This is a genomic window from Pseudomonas sp. MF6747, from assembly GCF_963890955.1.
Taxonomy (GTDB): Bacteria; Pseudomonadota; Gammaproteobacteria; order Pseudomonadales; family Pseudomonadaceae; genus Aquipseudomonas.
The window spans coordinates 336,657-357,644 of sequence record NZ_CAWPSZ010000034.1; the positions used below are offsets into that span (position 1 = coordinate 336,657).

General features: G+C 61.8%; 17 protein-coding genes and 1 pseudogene. 9 read left to right on the top strand and 9 right to left on the bottom strand.

Annotation, left to right across the window (positions count from 1 at the left end):
• Nucleotides 1-6 precede the first annotated feature (6 nt).
• Nucleotides 7-324, bottom strand: coding sequence for an ArsR/SmtB family transcription factor (locus AACW30_RS23720; protein ID WP_106577070.1), 318 nt, complete (start codon nt 322-324; stop codon nt 7-9).
• Between the two features lie 154 nt (nt 325-478).
• Between AACW30_RS23720 and AACW30_RS23725 the strand changes: the two genes are divergently transcribed.
• The gene (locus AACW30_RS23725; protein ID WP_119738883.1) at nt 479-1,063 is read left to right on the top strand and encodes an acyl carrier protein phosphodiesterase; all 585 of its coding nucleotides are present in this window, start codon (nt 479-481) and stop codon (nt 1,061-1,063) included.
• Between the two features lie 116 nt (nt 1,064-1,179).
• Here AACW30_RS23725 and AACW30_RS23730 read toward each other — a convergent pair whose 3' ends face one another.
• Nucleotides 1,180-1,971 (bottom strand): lysophospholipid acyltransferase family protein, encoded by a 792-nt coding sequence (locus AACW30_RS23730; RefSeq protein WP_200623577.1) that lies wholly within the window; start codon nt 1,969-1,971, stop codon nt 1,180-1,182.
• Nucleotides 1,971-2,726 (bottom strand): L-ornithine N(alpha)-acyltransferase, encoded by a 756-nt coding sequence (gene olsB, locus AACW30_RS23735; RefSeq protein ID WP_200623578.1) that lies wholly within the window; start codon nt 2,724-2,726, stop codon nt 1,971-1,973. Before olsB ends, AACW30_RS23730 begins: the two co-directional genes overlap by 1 nt.
• A 185-nt stretch (nt 2,727-2,911) precedes the next feature.
• On the opposite strand from olsB, the pseudogene AACW30_RS23740 reads away from it, so the two are divergent.
• The 4 genes and pseudogenes from AACW30_RS23740 (at nt 2,912) to AACW30_RS23755 (ending at nt 6,228) form a co-directional block, all read left to right on the top strand.
• A pseudogene (locus tag AACW30_RS23740) lies at nt 2,912-3,989 on the top strand (serine hydrolase domain-containing protein).
• Nucleotides 3,986-4,300: an amidase gene (locus AACW30_RS23745; RefSeq protein WP_106577065.1), complete on the top strand. Its 315-nt coding sequence runs from the start codon at nt 3,986-3,988 to the stop codon at nt 4,298-4,300. Before AACW30_RS23740 ends, AACW30_RS23745 begins: the two are co-directional and overlap by 4 nt.
• A gap of 187 nt (nt 4,301-4,487) precedes the next feature.
• A complete protein-coding gene (locus tag AACW30_RS23750) occupies nt 4,488-5,069 on the top strand; it encodes a YceI family protein (RefSeq protein WP_124416659.1) in 582 nt (193 codons plus the stop codon).
• Between the two features lies 1 nt (nt 5,070).
• Nucleotides 5,071-6,228, top strand: coding sequence for a phospholipase D-like domain-containing protein (locus AACW30_RS23755; RefSeq protein ID WP_124416660.1), 1,158 nt, complete (start codon nt 5,071-5,073; stop codon nt 6,226-6,228).
• Between the two features lie 20 nt (nt 6,229-6,248).
• On the opposite strand, the gene AACW30_RS23760 is transcribed toward AACW30_RS23755, so the two are convergent.
• Nucleotides 6,249-9,290: a S8 family serine peptidase gene (locus AACW30_RS23760; protein WP_200623580.1), complete on the bottom strand. Its 3,042-nt coding sequence runs from the start codon at nt 9,288-9,290 to the stop codon at nt 6,249-6,251.
• 163 nt (nt 9,291-9,453) lie between these two features.
• Nucleotides 9,454-11,745 (bottom strand): beta-glucosidase BglX, encoded by a 2,292-nt coding sequence (gene bglX, locus AACW30_RS23765; RefSeq protein WP_200623581.1) that lies wholly within the window; start codon nt 11,743-11,745, stop codon nt 9,454-9,456.
• A 243-nt stretch (nt 11,746-11,988) separates the two neighbouring features.
• Between bglX and AACW30_RS23770 the strand changes: the two genes are divergently transcribed.
• The 4 genes from AACW30_RS23770 (at nt 11,989) to AACW30_RS23785 (ending at nt 15,435) form a co-directional block, all read left to right on the top strand.
• On the top strand, nt 11,989-12,600 hold the full coding sequence (locus AACW30_RS23770) for a LemA family protein (protein ID WP_106577060.1): 612 nt from the start codon (nt 11,989-11,991) through the stop codon (nt 12,598-12,600).
• 18 nt (nt 12,601-12,618) lie between these two features.
• A complete protein-coding gene (locus tag AACW30_RS23775) occupies nt 12,619-13,347 on the top strand; it encodes a TPM domain-containing protein (protein ID WP_106577059.1) in 729 nt (242 codons plus the stop codon).
• A 31-nt stretch (nt 13,348-13,378) separates the two neighbouring features.
• On the top strand, nt 13,379-13,996 hold the full coding sequence (locus AACW30_RS23780; protein ID WP_200623582.1) for a TPM domain-containing protein: 618 nt from the start codon (nt 13,379-13,381) through the stop codon (nt 13,994-13,996).
• A 221-nt stretch (nt 13,997-14,217) separates the two neighbouring features.
• Nucleotides 14,218-15,435, top strand: coding sequence for a class I SAM-dependent methyltransferase (locus tag AACW30_RS23785; protein WP_200623583.1), 1,218 nt, complete (start codon nt 14,218-14,220; stop codon nt 15,433-15,435).
• Nucleotides 15,436-15,566: 131 nt separating this feature from the next.
• On the opposite strand, the gene AACW30_RS23790 is transcribed toward AACW30_RS23785, so the two are convergent.
• The 4 genes from AACW30_RS23790 to AACW30_RS23805 all read right to left on the bottom strand — a co-directional run bounded on the left by AACW30_RS23790 (nt 15,567) and on the right by AACW30_RS23805 (nt 20,932).
• Nucleotides 15,567-16,466: a DMT family transporter gene (locus tag AACW30_RS23790; RefSeq protein WP_124416663.1), complete on the bottom strand. Its 900-nt coding sequence runs from the start codon at nt 16,464-16,466 to the stop codon at nt 15,567-15,569.
• A gap of 274 nt (nt 16,467-16,740) precedes the next feature.
• Entirely contained in the window at nt 16,741-19,299 is a 2,559-nt protein-coding gene (locus AACW30_RS23795; protein ID WP_200623584.1) for a TonB-dependent receptor, read from the bottom strand.
• A gap of 128 nt (nt 19,300-19,427) precedes the next feature.
• Nucleotides 19,428-20,396 carry a FecR family protein gene (locus AACW30_RS23800; protein WP_200623585.1) on the bottom strand — a complete coding sequence of 323 codons (969 nt, stop codon included), beginning with the start codon at nt 20,394-20,396 and terminating at the stop codon, nt 19,428-19,430.
• Nucleotides 20,393-20,932, bottom strand: a complete 540-nt coding sequence (locus AACW30_RS23805) for an RNA polymerase sigma factor (protein WP_106577053.1) — start codon at nt 20,930-20,932, stop codon at nt 20,393-20,395. The genes AACW30_RS23800 and AACW30_RS23805 overlap by 4 nt, the downstream gene beginning before the upstream one ends.
• Nucleotides 20,933-20,988 lie beyond the last annotated feature (56 nt).

Consider the following 20,988-nt stretch of genomic DNA (forward strand, 5'->3'; position numbering starts at 1 on the left):
TCCTTGTTACAGCGCCGGTGCGCTGAGTTCTGTAATAAGCGCCGTGAGAAAGGCTTGGATCACTTCCTCATTGCGTCTGAAAAAGTGCCACTGCCCGGCCTTCTGGCTGCTGATCAAACCCGCCCGTTGCAAGGTTGCCAGGTGGGCCGACACGGTCGACTGGGACAAGCCGCAACGCTGGTCGATCTGCCCGGCGCAGATGCCGTATTCGTGGTTGTGCAATTGCTCGGGGAACTGCACTTTCGGGTCTTTCAGCCAGGTGAGGATGTCTCGTCGTACTGGGTGCGCCAGGGCTTTTATTATTTCGTCGAGGTCGATGGACATGGCAGAGGCTCGTTTTCGTAAAACGTTATATCGCGATGAGGCGAACTTTAAATCGTTACATCCCGATACACCAATATGCTTTTGGTCTTAAGACCGGCTATTTCGGTATATCGGGTTATAACGATACATGGACGGCAGTGGTAGACTGCGCGCCATGAATTATCTCGCACATCTGCACCTGGGCGGCCAACTTCCTGCGCAATTGCTGGGCAGCCTCTATGGCGACTTCGTCAAAGGCCGCCTGCAGGGCCAGTTCAGCCCGCAAATCGAGGCGGCGATCCAGTTGCATCGCTCCATCGATCGCTTCACCGACAGCCACCCCTTGGTAGGCGAGGCGTTGTCACGCTTCAGCCTGACCCGCAAGCGCTACGCCGGGATTGTCCTGGATGTGTTTTTCGATCACTGCCTGGCGCGGGACTGGGCGCGGTATGCCGACCAGCCGCTGGAGCGCTTCACGGCGCAGGTGTACCGCGTGCTGGCAGCCGAGCCGCAGTTGCCGGGACGGCTGGCGCAGATCGCACCCTATATGGCGGCGGATGATTGGTTGGGTTCGTACCGCGAGTTCGCGGTGATGGAGCAGGTGTTGCGCGGGATCTCACGGCGTTTGACCCAGCCCGAGGAATTGAGGCACGCCATGCAGGAGTTGCGGGTGTTGTATGAGCCGTTGAGTGAGGACTTTCGGGTGTTCTACCCCGAGTTGCAGGAGTTTGCACGAGCCCATCTGACCACTGAGCTCTAAAACAAGTGGGAGCTGGCTTGCCTGCGATAGCGGTGTGTCAGCAACAGATGCATTCACAGGTAGATCGCAATCGCAGGCAAGCCAGCTCCCACATGTTGAACTGTGTTCAGTTCATCTCAAGCTGCGAACGCCGGTCGAGCATCCACTCGCTCAGCCTCCGGCAACGGCCCAAACAACGCCTTCTGCACCGCCTGCTGCGCCTGGAATGCCAGCGCTGCGCGTTCCTGCCCAGCACACGCAATCGGCTGCAGCACATGAATCTCGACATCGCCCTGGTCGTTGGAAAACAGGCGCATCAGGTGCGAGAGTAAATCGTCGTCACCAATAAACGGTGCCAGCGGGTCCACTTGCCCATCACGCAGATAACGAATGGCCACCGGTTGCAGCGACACATCGGCTTCAATCGCACTGGCCAGCAACCGCCCGTGGAAAGTGCGCAGGCTGCGCCCGTCGGTCGTAGTGCCTTCGGGGAACATCAGCAGCGGGTGCTGTTGCGCCAGGTGACGGGTCATCTGCTTGCGGATCAATTGGCTGTCGCCCGAACCCCGGCGGATAAACAAGCTGCCGGCTTTGGCCGCCAACCAGCCGGCCACCGGCCAGGTGCGCACTTCGGCCTTGGACAAAAAGGACATCGGCGCCACAGCGCCCAGCAGTGGGATATCGGTCCAGGACACGTGATTGCTCACCCACAGCATCGGCGTTTTGGGCAACTCACCGTGCACCGTCACGCGAAAGGGCAGGGCATGGGTCAGCCGCGCCATAAAGAATCGCGACCAGCGCTGGCGGCGCACCATCGAGTTGGCCACGCCCAAACGCTCGAACACGCCAAACACACTGGCCATGCTCAGCCCCAGTGCGACCACCAGCAGCACCCGGGCGATGCGCCCGTACACGCGTAGGCGGGCCATTACATGGCCGCCTTGAAGTGGCGGGCGTAACGTGGGCACAGCTCGTCACGCTTGAGCAGGATGAACACGTCGGCTACCTGGAAATCTTCATCCCAGCACGGCTCCCCGCAGATCTTCGCACCCAGGCGCATGTAGGCCTTGAGCAGTGGCGGCATTTCGGCGATCACGTTGGACGGCAGGTCCAGTGCCGGCAGTGGCTTTTTCGGCTCGGCGCGCAGGTGTTCGTTGCACAGGTAGCGTTCGCGCAGGCGCTGCATGATCGCGTGGGCCTGGATGCCGCCGTCGTGCATCGGGATGCTCGCGCAGCCCATCAAGTAGCTGTAGCCGCCCTGGTTCAAGACTTCCGCCAACTCGCCCCACAACACGGCAATGGTGCCGCCGTTGCGGTAGGCCGGGTCGACGCAGGTGCGGCCGATTTCCAGGATCGGGCCTTGCAGGTGCAGCAAGCCGTGCAGGCTGAATTCTTCTTCGCTGTAGAACCGGCCCAGGGTGCTGGCGGCCTGGTGGTCGAGCAAACGGGTGGTGGCGACCAATCGACCGTTGTTCAAATCCCGCACGCCGATGTGGCTGCAGTGAACATCATAGTCATCCATGTCCAGACCCAGTTCCGCGCCTTTCAGCTTGGCGTTGAACTCGCCGCTGAACACGTTGAACCGCAGGGCCTGGGCTTCCTGCAACGCCTTGGCGCCAATCAGGCGTTCGGCTTGCAGGCGGCGTTCATTGCCGGTGTCGCTGATGCGGGCGATCTGAGTCATGGCGAATCTCCGAGTGCCAGCCACGTTCCGGCCGGTCGACTTGTTTGTCCAAACTCAGGCTATGTAGGCTCGGTGTCAGCGCCATGAAGTTACGGTGACGCTTAGATGACAGCCGTTGATGTCGCCAATCTGTCATGCGCCTGGGCTAGGCTCGCGGGCTTGAATGCCCCCTTGAGTTCGCGTCCATGGTCCGAGGCTTGTTGTGTGTTGCCCTGCTGTTCGTCACCGTTGCCGCCCACGCCGACACCTGGCCTGACAAGGACTGGGGCCAGGGCACAGCACTCACCGGCCCCGCTGTCGATGCTCTGACTGCCTATGCGTTCCCAACCCGTGACGACGCCACCCGCCAAGGCATTCGCACCGACGCGCTGCTGGTGATCCGTGACGGCGAAGTCATCTACGAACGCTACGCCGCACCCACTACCGCGAGCACGCCGCACCTGACCTGGTCGATCAGCAAAAGCCTGATGGCCACCGTGCTCGGCGTGGCCTATGGCGAAAATCGCTTCAAACTTAGCGACCCCGCCGCACGCTTTTACCCGCCGATGAAGCAGCACCCCAAGGTGACGATGGCCGACCTGCTGCACTGGGCCTCGGGCCTGGACTGGCAGGAAGATTACGAATACGCGCCGTTGAAATCCTCGGTGGTGGCGATGCTCTACACCCGCGGCCGCGCCGACATGGCCGAGTTTGCCGCCGACACCGAGGCCGCAGCGGCACCGGGTCAAGCCTTCCGTTACTCCAGCGGCGACAGCAACATCCTCTCCGCCACCCTCAAAGGCATGCTCGGCCACAAGGCCTATATGAGTTACCCGTGGGACGCGCTGTTCAAGCCGCTGGGCATTCACAACGCCACCTGGGAAACCGACGCAGACGAAACCTTCGTCGCGTCCTCTTATGCCTACCTCACCGCCCGCGACCTGGCGCGCATTGGCCTGCTGATGGCGCGCGATGGGCGCTGGGGCGCGCAGCAATTGCTGCCTGAAGAGTGGGTCGCCTTCAACCGCCAACCCTTCGACAACTACAAAGCCGGCCAGGACGAAGCCGTACCCGGCGGCCAGTGGTGGCTGAACCGCGAAGTACAAGGCGCGCCCGTGGCCCGACGCCCCGGCCGACACCTTCGCCGCCCTCGGCCATTGGGGCCAGGCGCTGTTTGTGATGCCCGATGAACACCTGGTGATCGTGCGCTACGGCGATGACCGCGACGGCAGCTACCGCCACAACGAATTGCTCAAACGCGTGCTCGCGGCGGTACAACCATGATCCGTCGACACCCGTTCATCAGCCTGTTTCTACTGCTGTTGCTCGCGTTGCTGGGCTGGGTCTGGCATGAGCGCGTCAACCTGCAAGCCTTCCCCGACATCATCGCGGCGTACACCGCCAAGGAATATTGCTCGTGCCGGTATGTGCAGAACTATCCGGCCGAGTATTGCCTGGGGTATGTGAAGCAGTACGTGCCGACCAGCGCGTTCAACGACAACCCGGAGCGCAGTGAAGTGACGGCCAGTGGGTTGGGGCGCACGCATACGGCGCGCTGGATGGGTGATCGCCAAGGCTGCCGCCTGAATCCCTGACACACCCCAAATTCCCTGTGGGAGCTGGCTTGCCTGCGAAAACGGCGGCACAGGCGACAGAAATGTTGACGGACCTGCCGCTATCGCAGGCAAGCCAGCTCCCACCTTGATCGGCTTTGTCAGTTACATTGCGCCCGGCACCCGGCACAGTTAAGGTTCGCCCAGGTTTTTTGCCTCACGAGTCTTTATGTTCAACGTCAAACCCCTGGCCTTCACGCTGCTGACGGCTGCAGCTCTGCCTGCCCATGCCGACTGGTATCTGGATAACGAATCCTCACGCCTGTCGTTCGTCACCACCAAAAACACCGAGGTCGCGGAAGTACAGCGCTTCCTGGTGTTGCACGGCAAGGTCGACAGCCAGGGCGCGGCCCAGTTGGAAGTGGAGGTGGAGTCGATCAACAGCGGCATCCCGCTGCGTGATGAGCGCATGCGCAATGACCTGTTCGACATCAAGACCTTCCCCGAAGCGCTGATCACTGCGCAAATCAACCTGCAACCCATCAACGATTTGGCTCCCGGCGCGCAGCTGGAATTGCGCCTGCCGTTGAGTGTGACGTTGCACGGCAAGACTCAGACCTACAGCGCCGAACTGCTGGCCACGCGCCTGGATGACCGGCGCTTTCAGGTGGTGACCCTGGAGCCGGTGGTGTTGCATGCCGAAGATTTTGACCTGGCGCCGGGCGTGGCGACCTTGCGCAAAGCGGCGGGGCTCAAGTCGATCAGTTTGTCGGTGCCGGTGGGTGCGGTACTGATTTTTACGGCGCGCTGACGTGAGCGGCGCAGTCTTCCCGTGGCGCAGCGCCAACCGTTTCGAGTTGCTGATCGACGGCCCGCGTTTCTTCCCGCAGATGCTGGCGGGCATTGCCCGCGCTGAGCGGCAAGTCGAGTTGGAGTTGTACCTAGTGGAAGCCGGCGCCTGCGCCGACGCCATGGTGCAGGCGCTGGTACTCGCCGCCGAGCGCGGCGTGCGGGTGCGCTGTTTGTTTGATGATTACGGCAGCCTGGCGTTTACCCTGAGTTTGCGTAAGCGCCTGACCGACGCGGGTGTGGAGCTGCGGTTCTACAATCGCCTGAGCTGGCGGCGCTGGATGCGCAATCTTTACCGCGACCACCGCAAGCTGTTGCTGATTGACCAGAGCATTGCCGTGGTCGGCGGCACCGGCGTGACCGATGAATTCTGGACGCCAGGGCAAGACACGGCCGAATGGCATGAAGTGATGGTGCAAATCAGCGGCCCGTTGGTGCTGGACTGGCAAGCGCTGTTCGAGCGGCAATGGCACGCCAATGCCGCTCGCCGTGAATGGAAGCCCGCTACCCATTTTGGTTTGCCGCGCCTGCCCAAGGTGCCGGCCACCGGGCCAGGCCTGGGGCGCGTCGCCTATGCCGACGCGCGTCAGCACCGCGATATCCTGCAGTCGCTGATCCGCGCCTTGAACAGCGGCCAGCAAAGAATCTGGCTGGCCACGCCGTATTTTCTGCCGACCTGGAGTGTGCGCCGTGCCTTGCGCCGCGCGGCCGGGCGTGGGGTGGATGTGCGTTTGCTGCTCACCGGCCCGCGCACCGATCACCCGTCCGTGCGCTACGCCGGGCACCGTTATTACCCGCGTTTGTTGCGCGCCGGTGTGCAGATTTTCGAATATCAGCCGTGCTTCCTGCACCTGAAAATGGTGCTGGTGGACGATTGGGTGAGCATCGGCTCGTGCAATTTCGACCACTGGAATTTGCGCTTCAACCTGGAAGCCAACCTGGAAGCGCTGGACCCGCAATTGACGCTGGCCGTGGCTGACAGTTTCGAACGCGATTTTGCCAAGAGCCAGGCCGTGAGCCTGGAAGCATGGAAGTCGCGGCCGTTGTGGCGGCGGGTCAAGCAGCGGGTGTGGGGCTGGATTGATCGGTTGGTGGTGAATCTGTTGGATCGGCGGGGGTAGGGCGCCCCCGCCGTTGCTGACTAAAACTGCAATGTGTACTGCGCCGTAAGGCTTTGGTCGCGTGTGCGCTCACCGCGCTGTTGGCTGAAGCCGAAGTCCAAGGTGCTGTCGCGGCTCAGGCGCGCGGTGGCGCCAAGTTCCAGACGAGTGCTGAGGCGATCCAACGGCGCGCCGCTGACGCTCATCACGCGGCCGCCGTCCCAGGCGGCCTGAGTGGTGGGTTGCAGGTCGCCGCTTGCATGGGTATAGGCCAGGCCGCCACGCAGGCTCAGCCATGACGGGCCGATCTGCGCCTTGCCCAGGTCGAGGTTGACCCGCACACCGCCGGTGGTCAGGTTGACGTTTTCCTTCGAGCGTTTGCCCTTCAGTGCGGCCATGCTGCCGCGCTCTTTGAAGCCTTCGCTGCGCTGTTGCACATTGGCCAGTTGCAGATACGGCTGCCAGTTCCAGAAGTCATGGCTGAACCTGTAGTTGGCCTCGGCAAACGTCTGCACGGTGCGGCTGGCGTATGTGGCGGTCAGGCGGTTGTCTACGCCGGGGAAGCTGACGCGGCGTTTTGTTTCGATCTCATGTTGCGCATAAGCGATGCCGCCATACACGCCGAACGCGTCCCACGTGTGGCCGGCGTGCAGGGCCAATTGGTAGGTGTCGACGCTGGCTTTGCCTCGCGAACCGGCCTTCACATCCGAGCGGCCGCTGCCGGCGACCACGCCCACGCGAGTGCCTTGCTCCAGCGTGTGATCGAACCCCAACAGCAGGCCCGTGCTGTTGTGGTGAGTGCGCGTGGTGTTGCTGTTGCCTGCGAGTTGGCCGGATTGACGCGGCAGTTGCACCCAGATGCCTTGGTTGTTGGCGTCGAGTGCGGCGTCGCGGCTGTCTTGCGCCAGGCGCTGACGGTCGAGCGCGGCCTGGCGCACGACACGGCTGTTTTCAATCAGCACCGCTTGGGTGCTGGCATGCAGTTCGCCGCTCAACTGGTCCAGGGCTGAAGGTGCTTGCTCGGGAAACAGCGCGGTCAGGCGTTGCAGCAGCGGCGAGGGTTGGGTTTCAGCATCCGCAGCATGGGCGACGGCGCGTTGGTTAGCAGTCTGCGCCGCTGACGCCAGTGACTGACCGCGGCCAAACTCCACCAGCAAGTTATTGCCTTGCTTGACCTGGGAAACGCTGAGGAAAGGTGAGAACTCGCGGCGGTCTACCGAGGTAAATTCGCCATTCAACGCACCTTGGGTTTGAAGGATGCTGTAACGCTGGCCCAGGTAATAGTGGTTGGGTTGCGCACTCAGGTACAACGAGCCGCCGTTGATGGACGCCTGCTTTTGGACCTGCAATGTGGCCGGGGCTGTCTGGCTGGTCAGCCCGGTCATCAGGGTGGAGCCGGCTGCTTGTCGGTAGTCGCCCTCGACGGCCAGTGAACCATTCAGGCGCAGCAGACCGCCTTCGAGGTTAACGTCACCTTTGAGGGTATTGGTGGCGTCCAGCTCCAGCACACCCTCTTTGAGCGTGACGCCGGCAAAGCTGTTGTTGCCGCTCAGGCGCAGCCAGCCGATGCCGGTTTTTTCCAGGTGCCCCGGGCCGCTGATGTCGTTGCGCCAGTCGTCCCAGGCGCCGCCTTGCCAGACCCTGGCGCCGCCGGCGGGGCGGTCCATGTTCAACACGGTGTCGACCCGCAGTTGGCCAGGGCCATCGATGGCTTTTTTCAGGTTCATGAGGCCCCAGCCATAGACGTCGTCTACCCCAGGCTCACCCAGGTCGGTGGCGGTGGTCAGCAACACGTCGCGGATTTGCGGGTTGTCGAGGTAGGGGAAGCGTTCCATCAGCAGGGCTAGGCCGCCGGTCACGTGCGGGGCGGCGATGGAGGTGCCGGAGGCGGTCAGGTAGTTGAACGCAGGATTGTCGCCGGTCACCTTGAAACCATCGACTTCGCCGTCGGCGTCATGGTGGTTTTCGGTGGTGATCGAACCCGACACCCAGGCTGAGGTGATATCCGTTCCGGGTGCGGCCAGGCACCAGTCTTTGCTGAAGCCGCAACGGTAGGAGCGGTCGCTCAATGTCAGGCTTTGATCGAGGTTGACCACGGTCAGCCAATAAGGCTCCAGCGCCTTGATTGCGCGGGGCAGGCTCGAATGGACGCCGGTAAACGGTGCTGTTTGGGGCGAGGCGTTGGCCGTGTCGGTATTGCCCGCTGCCCAAACCTGCAGCATGCCGTATTTGATCGCACCCTCGGCTGTGGCCTTGAGCTCTTGATATTGATTTATCTCGGCCAGGAAGGCGTCGAGTTCTGCCTCACCCGCCAGGGGCGTAGGTGTGCCCCAGCTGTGATTGACCACGCGTACCTGCTGTTCGTGCAGTTGCGCGTAGGCCCTGCTCACGGCTGCAGGCGTTACGTTGGTGACGCTGAAAGGGCTTAAACCAGGCCCGCCCAGGTAGCTGTTGCTGAATTTGCGCACGGCACTCATGTGCGCGCCGTAGGCCACACCCTGCACGCCAGAGCCATCACGGTTGGCGACTATTTTGCCGGCCACGTGCGTGCCGTGAGCGTTGTAGTGAGTGCTTACATTTTTCAGATAGTTATCAAGTTCTTCGCGGGTGATGTCGCCATTGGCAATGGCCTCCTCCAGGCCGAGCAAGGCTTCGGGAGGCAGCGAGTCGATGACATTCACCGCTGAACGTTCACCCTCGCTGAAAAAGCAGCCATCAGCCAGCACTGTCTCACTCATGCAGCCAGGGTCGGCCAGGCGCACGCCGGAATGGGGCTTGCCGGCAAATTCAGGGTGGCGCACATCGGTTCCAGAATCGTAAACCCCCACCCGCACCCCTGTGCCGCTCAACCCCCTGGCGTAGGCGTGGTCGGCACCGATTGCACCCAGCCCCCAGTCTTTGTTGAACTCTTGACTGTGCCAACTGGCTGCATCGTGCAACCGGCCTTGTTCGATGTAGCTGGCTGCGTGGGCCGCCAGGCTCGACAGGCATCCGAGCACACAGAGGGCGATCGCCGCTGGCTTGAATGATGATTGAGCGGGCGCCTGCGTTGCGGGTGCTCGAACGTTTTTCGGGGGCGACATGGTCCACACACCTGCACAGTTATTTCGGGTCAATAGCGTGCGTGAGTAGGCCGGGCGCCTGATGTAGGACTTGGCTTGAAGCGGGGAGGGAACGCTGACTTTTTACTGACTGAGACGGGGAAGGGCGCAAGCCCCCTCTCCAACGAAGAGGGGGCTGCAGGTATTACAGCAATTCGAACGTCTGCTGCTGCACATCCTGGGAATCCAGCCCGATCTGCACATTGAACTGGCCCGGTTCCGCGGCGAACTTGAGCTGGGTGTTGTAGAACTTCAAGTCTTCTTCGGTGATGGTGAAGTGCAGCGTGCGCTCTTCACCGGCCTTGAGCATGACCTTCTGGAAGTTCTTCAGCTCTTTCACCGGGCGGATCATCGAGCCGGCCACGTCCTGGATATACAGCTGCACCACGGTTTCGCCGTCGACCTTGCCGGTGTTTTTCAGCGTGACGCTGGCGTCGAGCTTGCCGGTCTTGTTCAGCGTCGTGGACGACAGCGCCATGTCGGACAGGCTGAACGTGGTGTAGCTCAGGCCATAGCCAAACGGGAACAGCGGCCCGGTGACGTCATCGAAGTATTGCGAGGTGTAGTTGCCCGGCTTGCCCGGCGTGAAGGGCCGGCCAATGCTCAGGTGGTTGTAGTAGGTCGGAATCTGCCCCACCGAACGTGGGAAGGTGATCGGCAGCTTGCCCGACGGGTTGTAGTCACCGAACAGCACGTCGGCAATCGCGTTGCCGCCTTCGGTGCCGGCGAACCAGGTTTCGAGGATCGCGTCAGCTTGTTGGTTCTCGTCGAGAATCGACAGTGGGCGGCCGTTCATCAGCACCAACACCAACGGTTTGCCGGTGGCTTTGAGGGCCTTGATCAAGTCGCGCTGGCTTTGCGGGATGTTCAAATCGGTGCGGCTCGAGGATTCGTGGGACATGCCACGCGACTCGCCTACGGCCGCGACCACCACGTCAGCGTCCTTCGCCGCTTTCACCGCTTCGTCGATCAGTACTTGGACTGGGCGGGTGTCATCCACCACTTCCGGCGCATCGAAGTTGAGGAAGTTGAGGTAGTCGACCACGGCCTTGTCGTTGGTGATGTTGGCGCCACGCGCGTAGATCACTTTGCCTTTTTCGCCGATCACGGCATTGATGCCGTCGAGCAGGGTTACCGATTGTTCAGGCTTACCGGCGGCAGCCCAGCTGCCCATCATGTCGATAGGGGCCTTGGCCAGCGGGCCGACCAGCGCGATGGTCGCGGACTTTTTCAACGGCAGGGTGTCGTTCTGGTTTTTCAGCAGCACCAGGCTGCGGCGCGCGATATCACGGGCGTCGGCGCGGTGCAGGCGGCTCTCGGCATAGGTGTCGGCCGGGTCATCCTCGGCTTTGCCGATGCGCAGGTACGGGTCGTTGAACAGGCCCATGTCGTACTTGGCGCCGAGCACTTCGCGCACGGCGTTGTCGATGTCGCTCTGTTCGATTTCGCCGGACTTGAGCAACCCCGGCAGTTCCTTGCCATACAGCGAGTCGTTCATGCTCATGTCGATGCCGGCCTTGATCGCCAGCTTGGCGGCTTCACGCCCGTCCTTGGCCACGCCGTGCTTGATCAGCTCGAAGATCGCGCCGTGGTCACTGACGGCCAGGCCTTTGAAGCCCCAGTCCTTGCGCAGCAAGTCGTTCATCAGCCAGGTGTTGGCGGTGGCAGGCACGCCGTTGATCGAGTTCAACGCCACCATCACGCTGCCGGAACCGGCCTTGATTGCCGCGTGGTACGGCGGCAGATAGTCCTGGTACATCTTGACCGGGCTCATGTCGACCACGTTGTAGTCGCGACCGCCTTCCACCGCGCCATACAGGGCGAAGTGCTTGACGCTGGCCATGATGCTGTCGGCATTGGCGGGGCTGGCGCCCTGGAAGGCCTTGACCATGACCTCGGCAATGCGCGAGACCAGGTAGGTGTCTTCGCCGAAGCCTTCGGATGTACGGCCCCAGCGTGGGTCGCGGGAGATGTCGACCATCGGCGCAAAGGTGATGTCGAGGCTGTCGGCAGCGGCTTCCTGGGCGGCGATGCGCCCGGAGCGGCCGATGGCGTCCATGTCCCAGCTGGAGGCCAGGGCCAAACTGATCGGGAAGATTGTACGGTGGCCGTGGATCACGTCATAGGCGAAGAACATCGGGATCTTCAACCGGCTGCGCATGGCCGCGTCCTGCATCGGACGGTTTTCCGGGCGGGTGATCGAGTTGAAGGTGCCGCCGATACGGCCGGCGGCGATTTCCTTGCGGATCAGCTCGCGGGGCATTTCGGGGCCGATGCTGATCAGGCGCAATTGGCCGATCTTTTCATCCAGGGTCATCTGCTTGAGCAGGTCGCTGACAAAGGCGTCCTTGTCTTTAAGCGCAGCAGGCTTTGTTTCTGCCCAGACGGGGTGAGTGGCCAGAGTGGCAACAAGGCCGAGCAAACACAGCTTCTTCATGAATATCCTTTTTCGGCTACTGCACAGCGAAAATGCGCCGCTCTGCCAAAATGTGGGGAACATATGTTGTTGTTCGAGTGTTATTGCAGTAAATGCACGACACTTGTGAACTCTTATTCGCGCTGGGCATCTTTTTAGCTGATTGGCTCAATGCAATCCAGTGGTGGCGGCGGATTATGCCCCAAGCGCGTGGTTTAAAGGGTTAGTCGTCAACTTCCATCAAGTTTGAGCAGGAGAAACACCATGCAAGCAGCACAAGGTTACCGCTGGGGCTTGAAAGCCGCCGCTTTGCTATTGATCAGCACAGTGCTGAGCGGTTGCGGCATCAACACCATTCCGACTCTGGATGAACAGGCCAAGGCGGCCTGGGGCCAGGTGCAGAACCAGTACCAGCGCCGCGCCGACCTGATCCCCAACCTGGTGGAAGTGGTCAAGGGTTACGCAGCGCATGAGCAAGATACCCTCACCGCCGTGATCGAAGCGCGGGCCAAGGCCACCTCGATTCAGGTGGATGCCAGCACCCTCGACAATCCGGAAAAACTCAAGCAGTTCCAGCAAGCCCAGGATGGTTTGAGCGGCGCCCTCAGCCGTTTGATGGTGGTGTCCGAGCGCTACCCGGACCTCAAAGCCAACCAGAACTTCCTGGCCCTGCAATCGCAACTTGAAGGCACAGAAAACCGCATTGCCGTGGCTCGCCGTGACTTTATCCAGGCCGTGCAGGCTTACAACACCGAAATCCGCACCTTCCCTGGCCGCCTGTGGCACAGCGTGATGTACAGCGACTTGCCGATCCGCGCCACGTTTGAAGCCACCAGCGCCGATGCCGATAAAGCGCCACAAGTGAAGTTCAAATAAGGCTTCTCTGAGGTGTCGATGCGTTTATTACGGATAGGCTTGGCGCTGTGGTTGCTGGCCTGCGTGGGTGCCGCCCAGGCGGCATTGACGTTCCCGGCGTTGACCGGACGGGTGGTGGACAGCGCCCAGATGATCGACCCGGCAACCCGCGCGCAGATCACCCAGCAGTTGCAGGCGCTGGAGCAAACCTCGGGCGACCAGATCGTGGTGGTCACCGTGCCTGACCTGCAAGGCGTGCCCATTGAAGACTACGGTTACCAATTGGGTCGCCAGTGGGGCATCGGGCAGAAGGGCAAGGACAACGGCGCGCTGTTGATCGTCGCCCGTGATGAGCACAAGTTGCGCATCGAAGTCGGCTATGGCCTCGAAGGTGTGCTGACCGATGCGCAGTCGTGGGTGATCATCAACCAGGTGATCGCGCCCAAGTTCAAGGCCGGCAATTACAGCCAGGGCATCAGCGACGGTGTGGCGGCGATGGTGCAGGTGGTGGGTGGCGAGCCGCTGGCCGTGCCGGCGCATGTGGCCGATGCGAATTTCGCCAAGAACAACCCGGGGTTTTCCATCGGCTTGTTCATCTTGCTGATTGGTGTGTTGTGGTTGTGCAACCGCCTGGGCCTGCCGGTTGGCGCTATTCTGCTGGCGATTCTCAGCAGCAGCGGGCGCGGCGGCGGTGGCGGGGGCGGCGGTGGTGGCTTCAGAGGCGGCGGCGGTGGTTTTGGCGGTGGCGGGGCCTCGGGTGGCTGGTAATGACAATAACTAGAAAGGGGCATCTACAACCATGGCACTACTGAGTGAACACGAGCAACGCCAGGTCGCTGAGGCGATCGCTCGGGTCGAAAAAACCACCGATGCCGAACTGGTCACCGTGCTGGCGGCGCGTGCCGATGATTACGCTTATATCCCGTTGCTCTGGGCCAGTCTGATCGCCTTGGTGGTGCCCGGCGTGGTGCATTACTTGTCGGGCTACCTGACCATGTACACCTTGCTGCTGGCACAGTGGGCAACGTTTATCGTGTTGTGCCTGGTGTTTCGCCTGCCGAAAGTCACCACGCGTCTGATCCCGCGCTCGTTACGGCATTGGCGCGCGTCCAACCTGGCGCGCCGCCAGTTCCTGGAGCAGAACCTGCACCACACGCTGGGCGGCACTGGCGTGCTGATTTTTGTCAGCGAGGCGGAGCGCTATGTGGAAATCCTGGTGGACGAGGGCATTTCCAAGCGCCTGGATGACGGCAGTTGGGACACCATCGTCAAGGCGTTCACCCAGCAGGTGAAGCAGGGGCAGACGTTGGCCGGGTTTATCGCGTGCATTGAGGCCTGCGGCGAGTTGCTCAAGGTGCATGTGCCGGTGACGCAAACCCGTAATGAACTGCCCAACAGGTTGGTCGTACTCGAATAACCCAAACACCACTGAACCAAAATGTGGGAGGGGGCTTGCCCCCGATGGCAGTGTGTCAAGCAACTCATTTGGAGCTGAAACACCGCAATCGGGGGCAAGCCCCCTCCCACCTTTGGATCTGTGCAGGCTGGACGAATCGACCGTTGATCAAATAACCCCGTGCCCTAAACCTTCATCCCCCCTAAAATGCCCGGCATTCCCAGCCCGAGGCGTTTTTGTTCATGTCCGTCACCGCTCAACCTGCCCGCCCTGCGCCGGATCATCACGCCCAGTTCATCGAACTGCTGAGCGCAAGCCTGGCGCAGAACGCGTTTATCAAGCTGGTGCTGGCCAAGTACGTGGGTGAGGAAGCCCAATTGCAACGGCTGATCATCAAGCCGGTAGAGGTCAAGGAGCAGGCCTGCCTGTCCTTCGTCTACCGCTACAAGACCCGCGATATCACCAAGAACTTGCCGCTGGCCGAGGGCGTGGCCGCGATTGCTGCGCTGCTGCCCACCTCGTTCAAGAATGCGCATTTGCTGTCGCTGACCGACGAAGCCCAGCTGGAATACAGCAAGAAGAACAAAAGCTCGCTGTTCAAAAGCAAGCCCCAGCAACTGCGTGAGGCGCCGTCCGCCGAGCACAACCGCGAGAAAAATCGCTTCCTTGACCTGAGCCGGCCATTCCTCGCCGACCTGGGCGTGACCGACGCCAAGCAGGCGCTGATCCCGTCGATGTCGCGCAAGTGGAAGCAGATCAACAAGTTCATCGAAGTGTTCAGCCATGCGCTGACCTCGTCGCCGCTGAAACTGGATCAGCCGGTGCGCGTCGCCGATTTCGGTTCGGGCAAGGGTTACCTGACCTTCGCCATCCACGATTACCTGCGCAACACCCTCAAGGCCGAGGGCGAAGTGACTGGCGTGGAACTGCGCGAAGACATGGTGACGTTGTGCAACAGCGCGGCCGCACGCCTGGAACACCCTGGGCTGGTGTTCAAGTGCGGTGACGTACGCAGCGTGGCGCCCAGTGACCTGGACGTAATGATTGCGCTGCATGCCTGTGACATTGCCACCGATTACGCGATCCACACCGGTATCCGTTCGGGCGCGTCTATCATCATGTGCTCGCCGTGCTGCCACAAACAGATTCGCTTGCAGATCCAGAGCCCTGTGTTGCTCAAGCCGATGCTGCAATACGGCCTGCACCTGGGCCAACAGGCGGAAATGGTCACCGACAGCCTGCGAGCGCTGTACCTCGAGGCCTGCGGGTATGAGACCAAGGTGTTCGAGTTCATCTCGTTGGAACACACCAACAAGAACAAGATGATTCTGGCGATCAAGCGCAGCGAGCCGGTGGACAACGCGCAGTTGCTGGAGAAAATCCAGGCGCTGAAGGCGTTCTACCAGATCAGCGAGCACTGCCTGGAAACCCTGCTGCGCGCGGATGGCTTCTTGAACTGAACAAAGGCCCTGTGGAAGCCGGGCTTGTGTGGGAGCTGGCTTGCCTGCGATGCAGGCGACTCGGTCTTTCAGCTAAACCGCGGTGATGCCATCGCGGGCAAGCCCGGCGCCAACACACGCGTGCTTTCACATTAGATAGCGTTCGGCTTGGGCGCAGGCGCAGGCTGCACCGCGGTCTTGCGCCCCAGCATCACTGTAACGATCACCCCACAGGCAAACAGCCAGGTGATCGGCTCGATATGCTCACCAAAAAACAACGCCGAAAACGCGATGGTGAAGAAGATCTGCAGCAACTGGATCTGGCTGACCCGCGCGATGCCGCCCATGGCCAGCCCGGCGTACCAGGCGAAGAACCCCAGGAACTGCGAGAACAGCGACACGTAACCAAACGCCCACCAGGCACGCGTCGAAATTGCCCCTTGATGCTGCGCCGCCAAGTACCACACCGGGCCGATCAACACCGGCGTCGACAGCACCAGCGCCCAGCAGATCACCTGCCAGCCACCCATTTCCTTGGCCAGGCGGCCACCCTCGGCATACCCCAGGCCGCCCACGGCAATCGCGCCGAGCATCAGCAAATCGCCTGCCTGGACACTGCCGGCACCGGTGATCAGCGCGTAACTCAACACCAATGCACTGCCCAGCGCCGCACAGGCCCAGAAGGCTTTTGACGGCCGCTCATGGGACAGCCACGCCGCATACAGCGCCACGCACAGCGGCTGCAGGCCGTTGACCAGTGCGCCATGGGAGGCTGGCAAGGTTTGCATGGCCCAGGCCGACAGCACCGGAAAACCGAGGATCACGCCGGCTATCACCAGGCACAGCCCGCGCACCTGGCGCCAGGTGGGCCAGCGCTCGCGGCGCCACAGCAACAGCGCCGCCGCCGGAACTGCCGCAAACAAGGCACGGCCCAGGCCGTTGAGCAACGGATGGACCTCCTGCACGACGATGCGGGTGAACGGCAAGGTGAGGCTGAAGATGATGACGCCCAGCAGGCCGAGGGCCATGCCGGTGTTTTCGCGCGAGCTCATGAGGGCGACCCGAATCTAGAGGGCTTCAAGGGAAGCCCATCTAGCCACAACCCTTGCCGATTGCTGGCCTACAGCTGGGTGCGGATTTATCCGTACAGTTTCAATCGCTCGGGTTGGCAGTGCCGCCGCCTTCGCCGCCTCGCCAGGGCTCGACGGCTCCCACAGAAGATCGCGAGCAAATGGAGATCCATGTGGGAGCTGTCGAGCTTTAGCGAGGCGGCGAAGGGAGCGCCTCGGTCGTGCAGACAAACCCACACACCCGCAGCACCTCACCTTAGAAGAACCGCGTAATGCTGATCTTCGCATCGCGACCTTTGGTGTAGGCACGGTCGCCGCTCAGGGCCGGGCGGAAGTTGTTGTTGAGCAAGTTGTCCACGGTGAAATTCACCTCGGTGCCTTTCAGGTAAGCCTGTTGCGGTTTCCATTTGGCGAACAGACCCTGGGTGTTGTAGGCCTTGTTACCGTACTGGTCGTAGAACAGGTCGCCCACGCTGCTGCCCGGTCCGCCGGAATATGTGTCGCTGGGCAAGCGGTCGGTGGCGCCGATGAACTGGCCTATCCAGCCTACCTGGGCATCCCAGGCCGGAATATTGGTGCCCAGCACCAACACCCATTTGGTCGGTGGAATGTCACGTGCCGCCACATCCGGCCCCCACGGGTTGGTGTAGGCGCCTTCGTGTTCACCTTTGGCGTAGGCGAACGACACCGAGCCGAACAGGTAGGTGGAGTTATAGAACGATTCGAGTTCAAAGCCCTTGATGGTCAGGCCGCCGATGTTGCGGTAATTGGACATCGCCCCAGGCGGGCAGGCGCTGGAAATCGTGCCACCGTTGACGGCCTGGTTCTGGCAGCCGACGCCGGTGGCCTTGAAGATTTCGTCTTCGACTTTGTTGTGGAACAACGTGGTGCGCACTTGCAGGTTGTCGTCATGGGCAATCAGGTTATCGAAGCTGACGACGCTGCCCACGGTGATCGACGTGATGCGCTCCGGGTCGAGGTCGACGCTGGTGGCGGTGCGGCTGCCCAGGCCTTGCACTTCATACTGCTCGTCGATGACCGGCGCGCGCCAGGTTTTGCTCCAGTTGGCGAACAGCCCCAGGTTCGGCGTGACGTTCCAGAACAACGCCAGGCGTGGCGACCAGCCGGTGTAGGTGCGGTCACTGTAGTCGTGGCCGAACGACGGGTCCGGGTTGTTGTAGTACGGCGCATCGTTGCCTTCGCCGCGGTTGCGCACGTGGTCGTAGCGCAGGGACGGGGTGATGGTCACGTCGCCCACGGTCACTGCATCCTGGACAAAGAAGCTGTGGGTATCGACCTTGCCGTGGGGCATGAAACCCGGCTGGAAATGCCCGTAGTTGTAGCGCGCCGTGTTGTAGGCAGTGCCCGGCATCCACATCTCGGTTTCGCGGATGTGCTTGCGGATCTGGCCACCCACCGTGACGGCATGCTGCAAGGGCCCGGTGTCAAACAGACTGACGTTGCGGATGTCGAGGTTTTTGTCGGTGTAGGACGTGTCCATCTTGCGCCCGCCGGTGGCCAGCTGGAAAAACGCCGTGGCGTCGCGCTCGTCGGTCTGGTCGGTGTTGGACTGGGAATATTTGACGCTCAGGTCCACCAGCGGGTTGTCCACGGGCTGGTATTCGTACTTGCCCGACCAGGTGGTGTCGACGGTGTCACGTTGGGCTAAAAAACGCTTCAACGCCCCTTCATAGCCGTAGCGATCGATGTTGGCCTGGGTCGGCGGCGTCGGGTAGCTGGCAGCAGAAAACGGTGTCCAGCGATTGCTGTGGGAACGCGAGTAGGAGAGGCCGACGCTGTGCTCTTCGGTCAAGTGGGCGTTGACCTTGAACAACTTACCGTCCACATCCTGGGCGCTGTTGGGCAGGCGCTGCGGGTTTACCGGGTATTGGTTGTTGTCGTTGGGCAACTTGGCGGCCACTTTCATGTCGCCGCCGTCGCGCTGGGTCAGGTAGGCCAGCGCGTCGAAACGGCCGTCGTCGGTGCGGCCATACACGGCACCGCTGTAAACCTGTTCGTGGTCGTTGCTGGAGTAGCCGTACTTGAGCATCGCGCCGCTGTTGCGACCGTCCTGGAGCAGGTCCGGGGCATCTTTGGTGGTCATGTTGACCGTGCCGCCGAAACCGCCGTTGCCGGTGAACGGTGAGTTGGGGCCTTTTTCCACCTCGATGCTTTTGATCAGCTCGGGCTCGATAAACACCGTGCCTTGCTGGTAGCGCTCAAAGCCGCTTTTGGTGGCGCCATCGACGGTCATCGGCACATCTTCGGCATCGCCGAAACCACGAATGTTGATGGTCTGGCCACCGGGTTTGAGCGAACCGCCCTGGCTCACGCCGGGCAAGGTCTGCAACAGGCTGGGAATGTTATTGGACTGGTAGCGGTCGATGTCGGCCTGGCTGAGGGTGGAACGGTTGACAGTGCTTGAGTCGACTTCGTTACCGGTGCCGATCACGCTGAGGGCGTCCAGCTGGATCGCGCTGCTGTGGGTGGTCTTGCCCTCGTCGGGGCGCACCACGTAGGTGGTGCCGACCTTGATCAGGGTGAACTCGCCGTTTTTGAGCAGGCTGCGAATCGCCACTTCGGGGGTGAAGTCGCCATTGAGCGCGGGCGCCTGCACGTTCTTGAGCAGTGTTTCATCGAACAGCAGCTGGATTTTCGCCTGCTGCGCCACTTGGCTCAGGGACGTGGCCAGCGACTGGGCGGGCAGTTGCAGCTTGAAGGACTCGGCCTGGGCATTGAGGCTGAACGCCAGGCAGGTGGCAATCAGCGTCGGTCGAAGAAACAGGTGCGAAGCGTGGCAAGGCGCGCGAAACATGAAATCCCCCGGGGTGGCTAAATAGCCAAAAAGGTGTGCGTATCAAACACAGTCGGGAGGAAGACGGGGCAGGCCAAAAAAACCACACATGCGAATGCAAAATATTCTCAAGTGTGGCGGTGCCGGTCTTACTTGATGGGTTCGATTCTCACCACACCATCGGCCGAGGCCACGGTTTTCACCGGCAGCAGGGCAGGCAGTGCGTTGAGCAGGGCGTCCGGGTCATTCACATCCAGATTGCCCGAGACTTTCAGTTGCGCCACTGATTTGCTGACCTGCAAGGGTGCCTGCGGCCGATAGAGGCTCAGCTCGTCGATCAGGCTGGCCAGGTCGCGGTTGCGAAACGACAGGTGCCCGCTGCGCCAGTCCGCCACTTCTTCAGCGTTCAGGGTTTGTTGTTGCACTGTGCCCTTGGCGTAACTGTAGATGGCGCGTTGTTGAGCGCCGAGCACGCTCACCGGGCTTTTGCGGTCGGGCTCGAACGCCACCTGGCCATGGGCGACGCTCACCACCAGCTGCTGCTGGCTGCGCCGCACATCAAAAGCGGTGCCGACTACCCGCACATTCGCCTCGCCGGCTTGCACGTACAGCGGCCGTTCCTTGTCGGCGGCGACGTCGATGTAGAGCTGGCCCTTGTCCAGGTGAAGGATGCGTTGGTGGGCGCTGAAATCCACGCGCAGGCGTGTGTTGGCATTCACGTAGAGGGTGCTGCCATCGGGCAGGTTCAGGGTGCGCATGCCTTTGGCATGAGCGGCAACCTGGCTGTGATAAAGCTCGCGCGGTGCGCCGATAGGTGTGGCCAGCACGGCGCACACCAGCGCGGCCGCCGCCGCCAGGGCAGGGCGCCAGGCCGACGGCTTGCGCTTGGGCAGCGGCACCGGTTTGTTCAATTGCTGCAACTGGGCGAGGTCGGCCCACAGTTGTTCGAACTCGGCATAGGCGCGCGCATGGGCGGGTTCGGCCTGCCAGGCCGCAAAGGCCCTGCGGTCGGCGCGCCCCATGTCACTGCGGTTGCGGGCAAACCAGCTGGCGGCTTGGGCATCGATGGAGTCGCTCGCTTCGATGTCCAGCGCGTCAAGGTCGCTCAGGCGGTTCATTCTGGCTGCTCCGTGCCGGGTTCGTGTTGAAGGCGTCGCTTGCAATGCAGCAGGGCCAAGGCGATGTGCTTTTCCACCATGCTGGTCGAAATGCCCATGCGCTCGGCGATCTGCGCCTGGCTCAGGCCTTCGAAGCGGTGCAGCATAAGGGCTTCTCGCCTGCGGGGCGAGAGCTCGGCGAGGACTTCTTTCAACTGTTCCAGGCGTTGCAAGCGTTGCGCGGCGGCCATGGGGTCGTTTTGCTCATCGGTGACCGGCTCGGCGTCCCTTGCGGCCGGGTCTGAGTGGACGGTCTGCCGTACCTTCTGTTTACGCCAGTGATCGCGCAGCAGATTGCGCGCCATCTGGAACAGAAACGCCCGTGGCTGCTCGACCTTGGCGCGGTCGCGGTAGTCCAGCCATTGGGTGAAGACATCCTGGGTCATGTCCGCCGCGTCGCTGGCGTTGTCCGTGCGTTTGCGCAGGAAATACAGAATGTCTGCATAAAACCCGCGAAAGGCATCGGCCGACAACGGGTCGGGCTTGGGACGAGACATGGATATCCTTCTTGACGAAGCACGACATAGAAAAGTCGCGAATGATATCGAGAACT